This window comes from Paenibacillus camerounensis (assembly GCF_000723885.1).
GTDB classification, from domain to species: domain Bacteria; phylum Bacillota; class Bacilli; order Paenibacillales; family Paenibacillaceae; genus Paenibacillus_AQ; species Paenibacillus_AQ camerounensis.
The window spans coordinates 1-12,308 of sequence record NZ_CCDG010000114.1 but is presented as its reverse complement, the minus strand read 5'-3'; the positions used below and the strand labels follow the sequence as shown (position 1 = coordinate 12,308).

Here is a 12,308-nt window from a genome sequence, read left to right as displayed (position 1 = left end):
CCGACGCCAACGCCGACAGCAGCACCGACGCCAACGCCGACAGCAGCGCCAACACCAACGCCGACAGCAGCACCGACGCCAACGCCAACAGCAGCACCGACGCCAGCGCCGACAGCAGCACCGACGACAGCGGCACCAACAACAGCGCCAACAGCAGCACCAACAACAGCACCGACAGCAGCGCCAACAAGCGCACCAACAACAGTGCCAACAACAGCACCGACAGCAGCGCCAACAAGCGCTGTAACGCCTGGTCCTACAGTACCGGCAACGCCATCACCCACGAGTGTAGTTTCTATTCCGGGCGGAACTCCTTCCACCCCGACCGGTCCGACGGTCATCGGGACGATTGTGACGGATGATGAACTGGAAATTGAAGATAATCCTGTGCCGCTTGGTCCCGGCGCCAGTGCAACTGCCGCTGCAGGCGGAATAATCGTATCACAAGCAACGCCGAAGGCGAGTCCGACCGCCGGACCCGGGCCGGAGGATGAAATTATCCTTGATGAAGAGATACCGCTGGGTAGTGTTACCGATCCCGGCATCACAGAAGCGGCAGCCGCTACATTGCCGCAGACCGGAGAATCCAGTCCGGCACCCTATTACATTACAGGCATGACGCTGGCTGCCCTGGGGCTTCTGCTAAGCAGAACCAGAACCGGCAAGCGTAAAAGCTAACATGGTAAGACTACGGCGGATGAAAGGGTGATTCCGCCGGTTTATCTTAAAGGCTGCTGCCGGAAGATACTGCTCCGGGCAGCCTTTTTTTCTGCTGTTAAGCGGAAAGATTGTTGCAGATAAACGGATGACTGAACATAAAGGAGATCATTCTATGTGGTTGATTGTAATGGCGGCAGTCCTTGTTATCGCTGCCGCTGCACTAAGCTATGCAGGCTTTTTTTTCTACGGGGTGGCGATTAAGCGTGCGCCGAAGGCGTTTTTGGTCAGCAGTCCGGATCTGAAGGTTGACCCGCCTGTTGCCGGTGCCTCCTGGGGAGAAGGAGCCGAATGGGTTGCGCGCCAGCATTTCCGGGATGTGCAGCTGTTTTCAGAGGATGGCCTGGAGCTGAAGGGGTATTTTCTGGCGTCTGAGCAGGCTGCCGGCCGTACTGCTGTTATTGCCCACGGTTATTCGGGAAAAGGAAAGGATATGGGAGCAATAGCGAAAATGTATTATGAGCATCTGGGCTATAATGTGCTGCTTCCCGATGCGAGAGGCCACGGGCAGAGTGCAGGCGGTTATATCGGCTTCGGCTGGCCTGAGCGCCATGATATGGTGAAATGGATTGAATGGGTGCTGGAAGAGACGGGACAGCAGGCGCAAATTACGCTGCATGGGGTTTCCATGGGCGGGGCAACCGTATTGATGACTGCGGGGGAACAGCTTCCGGTGCAGGTCAAAGCGGTCGTGGAGGACTGCGGCTACAGCTCGGTCCGAGCACAGCTGTCCTACCAGCTCCGGCGTATGTACCGTTTACCGGCTTTTCCGTTCGTACAGTGCGCGAGTCTGGTTACCCGGATAAAAGCAGATTATTTCTTCGGGGAAGCCTCTGCGCTTAAGCAGGTACGAAAAGCCAAGGTGCCGATTTTGTTTATCCATGGGGATGCTGACAAGTTCGTACCGTTCTTTATGATGGAGGAGTTATATGAGGCCTGCAGCGCCCCGAAAGAGAAGCTGATTGTACACGGGGCGGGTCATGGTCTGGCCTATGACACGGATAAGGCAGGCTATGTTGCAAAGGTAAGCGGTTTTGTTGAGCGGTATGTACATTGATGCACGGGAATAGTCCCGGAAAAGTAGACGTGCCCGGTATCCGCATGCTGCGGCTGCCGGGCACTAATATGTTCCACACATAGCTGTGCTTATCTGCAACGGATAAGCATCCAGTCTATGTCTTATAGGTATATTCATCCCCCGCCGTCCGTGAGTGACGGGTGTCGTAATTCCTTGTTATTTCCAGCAGCCGTATGGCGAGATAATCCTTCCAAAACGATAAGAGCCCTACCTCTCTCTTATCCTTGCGGCTCCGAGGCCGCGCCAGTGTGAATCGGAATGCTATATTCGAATTTAATCTCATAAAAAGGAAGAGTCATGCAAGAAAACGTAAGAATTTGTGTCCAAATTGCCGATAAAAAGAAAGGAGTGAAGCTATCGGCCTGACATCTTCTTGATGGGGATATTCATACACCTAAACAAATATTTCTTTATTATATCGCAGTATATCCAAAAATGCAAATTTATATATATAGGGACTGGGTAAGACCGGGGATGGGAGTGCTAATGAATATGTACGGGGCATTTTTAAGAAAGCAGATCGGCAATTACTTATTTGGCTCCGTTGTTGCGGTCTTGGCGGTTGGAAGCCTGATATTGCTCTCTTCACTGGAGATCAGTATGGAGGAGTACGGCAGGCTGTTAATTGTACTGCTGCTCTCATTCACAATTATGGCCATTACGGAGATCAGTGTATTTGTCAGGCATATCAAGCCGATCCGTGCGGCTCTGCTGGACCCGAAGCCTGCACTGGCCGTGCTGGAGAAAGCCTATCTGCACACGCATCAGCTGCCCAGGCATGCGGTCATGCGGATTCTCGGGCCGCATCTTATGGGACTCTCTGTGCCGGCGGCTCTGATGACGAGCTGGATGATTCATGCCGGTCTGCTTACTATTCCTTACTTTTATCTGGTAATGGCCGTAGCCGGGGCCATCCTGGTTGCCAGTATGCATGCACTGATTGAATTTTATCTCACTTGTTCAGCTATCATTCCGCTAATTAAGGAATTCAGAAACCGGGCAATGGAGCTGCACAATGTCGATTTTTCGCTGGAGGGGCATGTCTTTGTGCCGATTCGTCCGAAATTTCTGATCAGCTGTATGCTGATTGGAACGTTTCCGCTGTTTCTGTTTATTATGGCAACCCATATCCGCATGAACAATACTGGAACTGGCATGCTGGTCGGATTTCAGAACTACTGGGCCTGGGCGGGAATGGTGCTGCTGATCGGAACCTTCTTCTCCTCAGTAGCGGCCTGGCTTCTTACCAATAGTGTGCAGCATCCGATTAACGAGCTGTACAAGGCTATGAATAATATCAAAGAAGGACGTCTTTTGCAGGTGCAGGATGAATATTCTGATGAATTCTCAAAGCTGGTAGCCGGCTTCAATATGATGGTGCGGGGACTGCAGGACCGTGAGCAGCAGAGCCGGCAGCTGCTGGACAGCTATTTTACAACGCTCGCCGTTGCGCTGGATGCACGGGATTCTTATACAGCCGGACATTCGCTGAGGGTGGCTGAATATTCGGTTATAATCGGACAGCTTGCCGGTCTGACCGGCCAGAGCCTGGATGATCTGCGCAAATCGGCGCTGCTGCATGATATCGGCAAAATCGGCGTACCCGACAATGTCCTGTTCAAAGAGGGCAATCTGACAGATGATGAGTTTGAACAGATCAAAAGCCACCCGGTGCTTGGAGAAAATATTCTGCGGCAGATTGAGCCGGTGGAGAAGATGGCACCCTATCTGGAGGGGGTACGCTCTCACCATGAACGCTATGACGGCAAAGGCTATCCAGACGGGCTGGCGGGGACCGGCATTCCGCTGCACGGGCGGATTATTGCTGTGGCCGATGCCTATGATGCAATGACCTCAGACCGGCCGTACCGGAAAGGGATGGATCATGAGCAGGCGCTGGCTATTCTGGAGAAGGGCCGGGGCAGCCAGTGGGATCCGCAATTCGCCGGGTTATTCCTGGCATACTTCGGGAAAAATGTAACTGCGGACAAGAGAGAGTATCCGGGCCGTACCGGATAGCAGCAAGCGGGCGGGACCAGCCTTGGACCCTGTCTTTGAAACGTAAGCGGATACCATCCAGATTCTGGGGGTATCCGTTTCTCCTTTGCGTGCCTATTTTGTGAACGTCTGCTTAAAACCGACAATTAACGACTACATTCATTGAAGGTTTAAGGGGAGACCGTTATAATTATTAAGTCTGGTTTTTAATTAAAAAATAAGGAGAATTTTATGAAACGCGCAGATGTGTGGCTTATTTCCATCGTGCTGATTGCTGCGCTTGCTTTTCTCGTTCCAAGATGGCTTGGCGATGATAAGGGCGGGCCGGGCAAGAATCTCGTGGCCAATATAACAGTGGACGGCAAGCTGTTTAAGACCGTGCAGCTTACAGAGGAAGAACAGAGTATTGAGATCCGCACCGAGCGCGGCTATAACCTGCTCAAGGTGCATGATTACGGAATTGAAATGTATGAAGCGGATTGCCCCGATCAGGTGTGCCTCGGCTTCGGCCGGATTACCCAGCCTAAACAGACCATTGTCTGTCTGCCGCACCGGGTGCTGGTAGAGATTGCAGGGGATTCGGGAGGAGATGAAATCGATGGCTATGTCCAGTAAGGAATCGGCTACAGCCTTGAAGCGGACAGTAATTATTTCAATCTTTGCAGCCGTTGCTGTTGTGCTCAGTATAGTAGAGGCCCAGATTCCGCTCGCCGGAATGGGCCTGATGCCCGGCGCGAAGCTGGGCTTTGCCAACATTATGATTTTGACCTGTATTTACTTCTTGCGCGGGCGCGATGCATTCGTACTGGTGATTCTGAAGACCCTGCTTACTGCATTTCTGTTAGGTACTTTTTCCAGTCTGCTGTTCAGCCTGTTCGGTTCCCTGCTCAGCTTCGTGGTTATGTTCCTGCTTGTCCGCTTCAGCGGCAAAAGACTGAGTGTCATCGGGATCAGCATTGCCGGCGGACTTGCCCACAATACCGGACAGCTGCTGGCTGCATCCATGGTATTCAATTCAGCAAGTATTCTGTATTACCTGCCGATTCTGCTGGTTACCGGGATCGTAACCGGAATTCTGGTCGGCTTTGCAGTGCGTTATCTGGTGGCTTCGCTGTCTAAGATTTCGCTGTTTGAAGAGTTTTTGGACGGACGGAGCCACTAGCTGCGGAAGGATGACGAACATGAAAGAATTGTACAATACAAATGAAGCCGCAGATGAAGCAGTCATTTCTCTGGAAGGGGTAGCATTCGGGTATGATCCTGAGCACCCTATTCTGCATGATATCACGCTGTCGGTTGCCCGGGGCCAATGGGTAAGCATTGTCGGCCCGAACGGCTGCGGCAAATCAACACTCGTTAAGCTGCTGAATGCGCTGCTTCCCAAGAGTGCCGGGGAGATTATTATCAGCGGGCAGCGTTTGGAAGAAGATACGATCGGCTCGATCCGTGAGGGCATCGGCATGGTCTTTCAGAATCCCGATAACCAGTTTATCGGGGCTACGGTAGAGGAGGATATCCTCTTTGGTCTGGAGGGGCAGTGTTTAACCTACGAAGAAATGGATGTACGCCTGAAGCAGTATACAGAGAAGCTGGGAATCAGCGGGCTGCTGTCCAAGCATCCGGGTGAGCTGTCCGGCGGACAGAAGCAGCGGGTGGCGATTGCCTCTATTCTTGCCATGAAGCCAGGCATCGTCATATTTGACGAGGCCTCTTCCATGTTAGATGAGGGCAGCCGTAATGAGCTGCTGCATATTCTGCAGGGCTTGCGCAACGAAGGCTACACGATCCTGATGATTACGCATGATGCCGATGAGATTCTGGCGTCTGACCGGGTGCTTGTCCTTCACGGAGGCAGCGTGGCGGCCGATCTGAAGCCGGAGGAGCTGTTTCTCGATCAGGAGCTTCTGGCAAAGTGCCATTTGCGCGAGCCGTATCCCTGGCAGCTTGCCCGTGAATTGCGGCGCTTAGGGATCGAAACGGATGTTCCCGCCAGTGAAAAGGAGCTTATAGAGACATTATGGCCATACAACTACAGCAAGTAAGCTATACCTACGCTGACCGGAGCCTGTGGAGGCAGACGGCGCTGCATGATATTAATCTCAATATTGCCAAAGGGTCGATGGTAGGCATTGCCGGAGCCACGGGCTCCGGTAAGTCCACTCTTCTGCAGCTGTTCAACGGGATTCTCAAGCCATCCCAGGGGACTGTCAAAGTGCTGGATGTGACCATTCAAGCGGGCGAAAAAGCCCCCAGGCTGCTGCCTTTGCGCCGCAGGGTCGGCCTGGTTTTTCAGTTCCCCGAGCAGCAGATGTTTGAAGAGACAGTAGAGAAGGATCTGATCTTCGGGCCGCTCAATTTCGGAATGAGCCCGGAGGAGGCCAAGATGCGCGCCCGCCAGGCTATGACCGATATGGGGCTCGATCTTGCGCTGCTGGAGCGTAACCCTTTCCGGCTAAGCGGAGGACAGATGCGCAAGGCAGCTATCGCATCCGTACTGGCGATGGACCCCGAGATTATTGTTCTGGATGAACCGACAGCCACACTGGACCCGCTCAGCCGTGCTGAGCTGATCGGTCTGCTGGAGCGGCTCTGCCGTGAGCAGGGCCGGACTATTGTTATTGTAACCCACCGGATGGACGAGCTGCTGCCTTATGCCGATCAATGGGCGCTGCTTAAGGAAGGCCGGATGGCCTTTCAGGGGAGCGGGCAGGAGCTTGCGGCTGACCCGGACATTCTGGAGAGCTGCGGTCTGAGTGTGCCGCATTCGCTCCGGTATTGGAACGCGGTTGCCCGGCGGTTCGGCCTGGAGGGCGAGAAGCCCTGCCTGACTGCAGAAAGCCTGGCTGAGCGGATCGCTTTGCTGCAGGCTGAAGGAATGAGGGATCGCCATGAATGAACGTCTGCTGCTCGGACGCAGCATAGAGACCGGCTCTTGGGTACATAAGCTGGACGCAAGGTCCAAAATAACCGGAATGCTGCTCTATCTGGCTATTATTCTAATCTCGCATTCATGGGCAGCGATGGGGCTGCTGGCAGTATTCTCGGTAACAGTGATGCTGTCAACGCGTATCCCGCTCAAATATTTCATTAAATCGGCGAAGCCGTTGCGTTTTTTGATGCTGTTTATTTTTATTGTACAGATACTTTCGGTAAAAGAAGGTGAAGCCTGGCTGACCTTTGGCTCCTTTTCACTGTATGAGGGCGGTCTGCGGCTGGGTGCTTTTTCTGTAATCCGGATGCTGTTCCTGGTTACCTTTACCTCGCTGCTGACGTTCACGACGACTCCGGGTAAGCTGAATCAGGGGCTGGAGGGCATGCTCTCCCCGTTCAAGAGGCTGGGGCTGAAGCCTGACCGGCTGACGATGATGATCGGACTCGCCCTGCGCTTTATTCCGACGATTCTGGATGAATCGCAGATTATCCTGAAGGCACAGGCCTCACGGGGGGCGGATCTGAAGGAGCTGCCGCTCAAGGAAAAGGGGCGGATGCTGGTATCGCTGCTTGTACCTGTAATCACAAGCGCCTTCCGCCGGGCGCAGGATCTGGTCTATTCCATGGAAGCGAGAGGCTTCCGCATGGATGCCCCGCGCACCCGGTATCACCGCCTGAGGTGGGGCACAGCTGATACTTTATTTGTCATTATGTTCATCATCATGGGAGTTGCAGTAGCTGTACTGTAATATTTAGGAGGAAGCGAGCATGGCACGTTTTTTTAATGGCAGGGAAATTGAATTATTGGCACCGGCAGGGACGTTTGATATCTTCAAGGAGGTCGTTCAGTCAGCCTGTGATGCGGTTTATTTTGGCGGACCGGTTCTGAATATGCGGATGATGCGCAAGGGCTACAACCTGTCGCATGAGGAGATTGCCCAGGCGCTGGTGATGGCCCACAATCTTGATAAAAAAGTTTATGTTACCGTTAATAATCTGTTCAGTGAAGAAGACGTGGAGGAAGCGAGAGAGTATCTCAGATTCCTGGATGAGGTTCAGCCGGATGCGCTGATTGTGCAGGATATGGCTGTGCTGGAGCTGATCCGCGAAATGGGCCTGACCGTTCCGGTCCATGCTTCCGTTATGATGAATGTCCACAATCTGGAGATGATCTACGCGCTGCGTGATCTCGGGGTCAGCCGGGTAGTTACTTCCCGTGAGATGGACCTGCAGACAGCGAAGCTGCTGGGCCAGAGAAGCGGAATGGAGCTGGAGTATTTTATTCACGGCGATATGTGCTCGGTCCACGGGGCCAACTGTTATTTCAGCTCCCAGGTGTTCGGAATGAGCAGCAACCGGGGCAAATGCATGAAGCCTTGCCGCTGGGATTACCGGATCAAGAAGGACGGCTATGTGTTCCCGGCTGAATATCCGCTGGCAGTCAAAGATATGTTCATGTATGAGCATCTGCCTGAGCTGATCGAATCGGGAATTACCTCGTTCAAAATTGAAGGCCGGATGCGCGACAAGGAATTTATGGTGATGCTGGCCAACAGCTACGGCGAGGCACTTGACCGCTATATCGATGATCCGATCGGCTTTGACCGTAATGTAGACTCCAAAATACTGTATAACAACCGCAAGCGTGATTTTTCCACGGCATATGCTTTTGGCAAACCGGGATTATCCAATATCAACCGCCGTTATGAGGGCACAGGCAAGTTCTACAGCACAGGCAAGGTATTCAGTACGCCTACGGCAGAGCGTGAGCTGTCGGAGAGCCGGGTTGTGGAGCTGCGCGAACGGATGGCAGAAGGGAAAAAAGCGCAATCCGCCAAGCCTGAGCTGGCAGTGCGTGTTAACAATATGGAGCAGGCGAAGCTGGTGCTTGAGCTGGGGGTAGAGCATCTGTATCTGCCGGGTGATGTGTTTGAGCCGGATCTGCCGTTTACCAAGCAGGATATTAAAGAGCTGGGCGCCATTAAAGGACAGACCAAGCTGTACCTGGGGATGCCGCGGATGATGACGGAGCTGCATTTTGACCAGTTCAGCCAGCTGCTGGGCGGAGAGCGTCTGCCGGTTGACGGTCTGCTGGTTACGAATTTAGGTGCGATCCGCCGCTTTAAGGATATGGGCTATCCGATGATCGGGGATGTTAACCTTAACGTATACAACCATCTGGCCGCTGAGCTATACACAGAGCTAGGCCTGCAGAAGCTGACGGTTTCACCGGAAATGACCATGGAGCATTTTGCCGCGTTCACCTCCCGGAGCGATCTGCCGCTTGAAGTTGTCGTACACGGTACGCCGGCACTGATGTATATGGAGCATGACCTGTTTGAGAATACAGAGGTGATGGAGCCGATTGGTGAAGAGGATAACCTGCATGTAAACAATAGTGTACTGGTGCTCAAGACAGATAAAGGTGAAAATCCGGTCTACCGCGACCAATACGGACGCTGCCATCTGCTGTTCGCCAAAGAGCTGTGTTATCTGCCGGTGCTGGATGAAATGAAGGGCCTGGGAATTTCCACGTTCCGGATTGAGGCCGCTACTTATAGTGCAGAAGCGCTGCGTGCTATTATTACAGCCTATCAGGCTGCTATTGGCGGAAACGGGAATACAGAGGACCTGCTGGGCGGTCTGAAGCCGGTATATGCAGGCTACACCCTGGGATCACTTCAGTTTAATTAATATTTCAAATTTAAAATCATACGCGGATGCAGGGTAATGAACCAGCGCATGATTGTATAAGTGGCATTTTTCACAAGGGCAGATCCGGTCCGGAATATAAAGGATCAGCATTCTTTTCTCCATAATTTTAGTTACACACGATATAATAGTTTAGTAGACTTTTAACCGAAGGAAAGCGAGGGCGTCTTCATGGAACCAACATCATTTATCGGCAGAGAGGCTGTCGCCGCCAAGCGCAAGCAATATTTCTATCCTTGTACCGCACATTTTTACCGGGATGCCCCGCAGATTGTCCGCGGAAGCATGCAGTATGTCTATGATGAGAACGGCAAGGAGTATACGGATTTCTTCGCCGGTGTCTCTGTGGTGGCCTGCGGCCACTGCAATCCCGCCATTACTGGCCGTACCGTTGAGCAGCTACTGCAGCTCCAGCATACATCGACTGTGTATTTGACCCAGCCGAGCGTTGATCTTGCTGAGCGGCTTGAAGCGGTGCTTCCAGGGAATCTGCGGCGCAGCTTTTTCGTAAACAGCGGCTCAGAAGCAAATGAAGGTGCGCTGCTGCTGGCCAGAATGCATACCGGACGCAAAGGGTTTATTGCGCTGGAGAGCGGCCTGCATGGCCGCACCAATCTGACGATGAGTGTGACTGGCCTGCAGATGTGGCGGACGGATAACTATCTGGATGAGGATGTTACTTTTATTGAGCGGCCGTATCATCCTGATTTGACGCTGGAAGAGGCGGCAGCCTTGTCCATTAAGAGCTTAAAGCGGGTTCTGGAAGAAAAGGGGGATACGATTGCCGCGATGATTGTTGAACCGATTCAGGGCAACGGCGGCATGATTATGCCGGCGGCTTCGTATTTCCGCGAGGTTAAGGCGCTGCTGGAGCAATACGGTGTTCTGCTGATTGACGATGAGATTCAGACCGGCTACGGCCGTACCGGCGCCATGTTTGCTATAGAGCATTTCGGAGTCGTTCCGGACATTATCAGTATGGCAAAAGCGCTCGGCAACGGCGTGCCGGTAGCAGCCTTCGCCACAACAGACGAAATTGCTGCTTCGTTGAACCGTCCATCGGCATCCACCTTCGGCGGTAATCCGGTCTCAGCAGCTACGGCGCTGGCTGTACTTGATTATATCGAGGCTGAGCAGCTGCCTGCCCGGGCAGCGGAGCTTGGCGGACGTCTCAAGGCGGGGCTGGAGCAGCTGCATGAAAGCTACCCTGCACTGGTCACTGATGTGCGCGGGGCCGGCTTCATGCTTGGTGCCGAGCTGGCCGGCAATGCAGCAGTCAGTGCTGCTGAGCTGACCGATGATGTGCTGGAGGAGCTGAAGGACCGCGGCTATCTGATCGGGAAGAACGGTGTAGGCCGCAATGTTCTTGCCTTCCAGCCGCCGCTGGTTGTTACAGCGGAGAATATTGACGGTATGCTGAAAGCGCTGGATGAGGTGCTGCTGCAGGCCTCACACCGCTTGTCTGCAGCTAGGCAGGCTTAGGCAGCCGCCGGGGACGGAATCAAAGGTAAAGGACGAATACTATGGTAATTATGAATGCTTTTAAAACGACAGCCCTTAAGCTAAAAATGTTCAGTGAGCTGGTCATGTTCTCACATACGCTTTTTTCTCTGCCGTTTGCAGTCATCTCAATGGTCTGGGCTGCCGGAGGGTGGCCCTCCGGGCATATGATGCTGTGGGGGCTGATCGCCCTGATTGGAGCGCGTAATGGCGCCAATGCTTTTAACCGGCTGGTTGACCGGACCTTTGACAAGCAGAACCCGCGGACGGCACACCGGCATCTGCCGCAGCAGCTGCTGGCGGAGAAGGAAGTTATCCTGTTTATTATTATTAACTATGCTGTCTTTATTGTTGCCTCAGGTATGCTGAATCTGCTCTGCCTGATCTTGTCGCCAGTGGCGATTGTCCTGATCTCCAGTTACTCTTACACTAAACGGTTCACATTCCTGAGCCATTTGTATCTGGGCTTCGTGATTGCCTCTGCACCAATCGGGGCATGGTTCGCTGTCACCGGGAACATTGCCTTTACACCATTTGTTATCGGCACGGTTGTTATGCTCTGGATTGCCGGGTTTGACATCATCTACGGTACCCAGGACATCGAGTTTGACCGGCGGCATGGCCTCTGGTCGATCCCGAGCTTCTTCGGATTGAAAAATGCGCTCCTGATCTCTAAAGGCCTGCATTTCATAATGGTTATGCTGCTGCTCTTCCTGTACCTCTGGCGCGATCTGGGCTGGATGTATCTGGTGGGCATCGGTATAGCGACCCTGCTCCTGATGACAGAGCATCAGATTATTAAGCCTTCGAACCGCAAGCTAATGAAGGTGGCTTCTTATAATTTGAATCAGGTAATCAGTATGGTGATCGTACTGTGCACGCTGATTGATTATTTTTATGTTAGCTAGGGGGCGCTCGGCAGGGGAGGCTCTGCTGCGGGGAATGTTTGGACTTCCGGCCGCTGTTGTGTGTGGAGTTCCTGATTTTAAACCGCTTGCCGCGGTGGAAATCCGAATATAGCATAGGCTTCCGATGATAGCTTTCCTTCGGAAAGTTATCAGGCGGACGCTCCTGCTCCTCCAGTTCTAAAGTTCCTCTCCGCTCGCTCTCACCTCGCTAGGCTAACAACAAAAGACAACAGACCTGCCCAGTAGGGGAGGGCAGCAAGGGCGCGTAAAGGCTGGCTACGCGGCCTTTTTGCTGTATAACAACTGCTAAAGGCAAAGGAAGAACCGCAACCGCCACCCCGCACCTCGCGAATCGTACCCTGCAAACCGCCCCCTGCAAACCGAAACCGCACCTCACGAAGCGCGAACCTCCCCCCCGCTCACATGCCCTAGCAAACAAAGCATTTAGCTTGATTTATGCCCGC

At 53.2% G+C, this 12,308-nt stretch carries 12 protein-coding genes; 11 read left to right on the top strand and 1 reads right to left on the bottom strand.

Annotated features, from left to right (window positions below; genetic code table 11):
• A partial coding sequence (locus tag BN3772_RS29490) for a hypothetical protein (protein WP_209443723.1) occupies positions 1-238 on the bottom strand: 238 nt, incomplete at its 3' end.
• On the opposite strand from BN3772_RS29490, the gene BN3772_RS29485 reads away from it, so the two are divergent.
• The 11 genes from BN3772_RS29485 to BN3772_RS29435 all read left to right on the top strand — a co-directional run bounded on the left by BN3772_RS29485 (position 205) and on the right by BN3772_RS29435 (position 11,844).
• Positions 205-678: an LPXTG cell wall anchor domain-containing protein gene (locus tag BN3772_RS29485; protein WP_086074828.1), complete on the top strand. Its 474-nt coding sequence runs from the start codon at positions 205-207 to the stop codon at positions 676-678. The two genes, BN3772_RS29490 and BN3772_RS29485, sit on opposite strands and share 34 nt — an antisense overlap.
• A gap of 154 nt (positions 679-832) precedes the next feature.
• Entirely contained in the window at positions 833-1,774 is a 942-nt protein-coding gene (locus tag BN3772_RS29480; protein WP_052380750.1) for an alpha/beta hydrolase, read from the top strand.
• 507 nt (positions 1,775-2,281) lie between these two features.
• Positions 2,282-3,814 carry an HD-GYP domain-containing protein gene (locus BN3772_RS29475; protein ID WP_042204221.1) on the top strand — a complete coding sequence of 511 codons (1,533 nt, stop codon included), beginning with the start codon at positions 2,282-2,284 and terminating at the stop codon, positions 3,812-3,814.
• 210 nt (positions 3,815-4,024) lie between these two features.
• Complete coding sequence (locus tag BN3772_RS29470; protein WP_042172453.1) at positions 4,025-4,408, top strand: NusG domain II-containing protein; 384 nt, start codon at positions 4,025-4,027, stop codon at positions 4,406-4,408.
• On the top strand, positions 4,392-4,955 hold the full coding sequence (locus tag BN3772_RS29465) for a Gx transporter family protein (RefSeq protein ID WP_042172455.1): 564 nt from the start codon (positions 4,392-4,394) through the stop codon (positions 4,953-4,955). The genes BN3772_RS29470 and BN3772_RS29465 overlap by 17 nt, the downstream gene beginning before the upstream one ends.
• A gap of 19 nt (positions 4,956-4,974) precedes the next feature.
• Positions 4,975-5,835 carry an ATP-binding cassette domain-containing protein gene (locus BN3772_RS29460; protein ID WP_042204219.1) on the top strand — a complete coding sequence of 287 codons (861 nt, stop codon included), beginning with the start codon at positions 4,975-4,977 and terminating at the stop codon, positions 5,833-5,835.
• Entirely contained in the window at positions 5,811-6,689 is an 879-nt protein-coding gene (locus BN3772_RS29455; protein ID WP_042204217.1) for an energy-coupling factor transporter ATPase, read from the top strand. Before BN3772_RS29460 ends, BN3772_RS29455 begins: the two co-directional genes overlap by 25 nt.
• On the top strand, positions 6,682-7,473 hold the full coding sequence (locus tag BN3772_RS29450; protein WP_042204215.1) for an energy-coupling factor transporter transmembrane component T family protein: 792 nt from the start codon (positions 6,682-6,684) through the stop codon (positions 7,471-7,473). Before BN3772_RS29455 ends, BN3772_RS29450 begins: the two co-directional genes overlap by 8 nt.
• A gap of 19 nt (positions 7,474-7,492) precedes the next feature.
• The gene (locus tag BN3772_RS29445) at positions 7,493-9,418 is read left to right on the top strand and encodes a peptidase U32 family protein (protein ID WP_042204213.1); all 1,926 of its coding nucleotides are present in this window, start codon (positions 7,493-7,495) and stop codon (positions 9,416-9,418) included.
• A gap of 189 nt (positions 9,419-9,607) precedes the next feature.
• The gene (locus tag BN3772_RS29440; protein ID WP_042204211.1) at positions 9,608-10,918 is read left to right on the top strand and encodes an aspartate aminotransferase family protein; all 1,311 of its coding nucleotides are present in this window, start codon (positions 9,608-9,610) and stop codon (positions 10,916-10,918) included.
• Between the two features lie 41 nt (positions 10,919-10,959).
• The gene (locus BN3772_RS29435) at positions 10,960-11,844 is read left to right on the top strand and encodes a UbiA-like polyprenyltransferase (RefSeq protein WP_086074827.1); all 885 of its coding nucleotides are present in this window, start codon (positions 10,960-10,962) and stop codon (positions 11,842-11,844) included.
• Positions 11,845-12,308 lie beyond the last annotated feature (464 nt).

Excerpts from the sequence above, each read along its gene's own strand:
- BN3772_RS29480 (WP_052380750.1), top strand. The coding sequence starts at position 833 with ATGTGGTTGATTGTAATGGCGGCAGTCCTTGTTATCGCTGCCGCTGCA.
- BN3772_RS29475 (WP_042204221.1), top strand. The coding sequence starts at position 2,282 with ATGAATATGTACGGGGCATTTTTAAGAAAGCAGATCGGCAATTACTTA.
- BN3772_RS29470 (WP_042172453.1), top strand. The coding sequence starts at position 4,025 with ATGAAACGCGCAGATGTGTGGCTTATTTCCATCGTGCTGATTGCTGCG.
- BN3772_RS29465 (WP_042172455.1), top strand. The coding sequence starts at position 4,392 with ATGGCTATGTCCAGTAAGGAATCGGCTACAGCCTTGAAGCGGACAGTA.
- BN3772_RS29460 (WP_042204219.1), top strand. The coding sequence starts at position 4,975 with ATGAAAGAATTGTACAATACAAATGAAGCCGCAGATGAAGCAGTCATT.
- BN3772_RS29455 (WP_042204217.1), top strand. The coding sequence starts at position 5,811 with ATGGCCATACAACTACAGCAAGTAAGCTATACCTACGCTGACCGGAGC.
- BN3772_RS29450 (WP_042204215.1), top strand. The coding sequence starts at position 6,682 with ATGAATGAACGTCTGCTGCTCGGACGCAGCATAGAGACCGGCTCTTGG.
- BN3772_RS29445 (WP_042204213.1), top strand. The coding sequence starts at position 7,493 with ATGGCACGTTTTTTTAATGGCAGGGAAATTGAATTATTGGCACCGGCA.
- BN3772_RS29440 (WP_042204211.1), top strand. The coding sequence starts at position 9,608 with ATGGAACCAACATCATTTATCGGCAGAGAGGCTGTCGCCGCCAAGCGC.
- BN3772_RS29435 (WP_086074827.1), top strand. The coding sequence starts at position 10,960 with ATGGTAATTATGAATGCTTTTAAAACGACAGCCCTTAAGCTAAAAATG.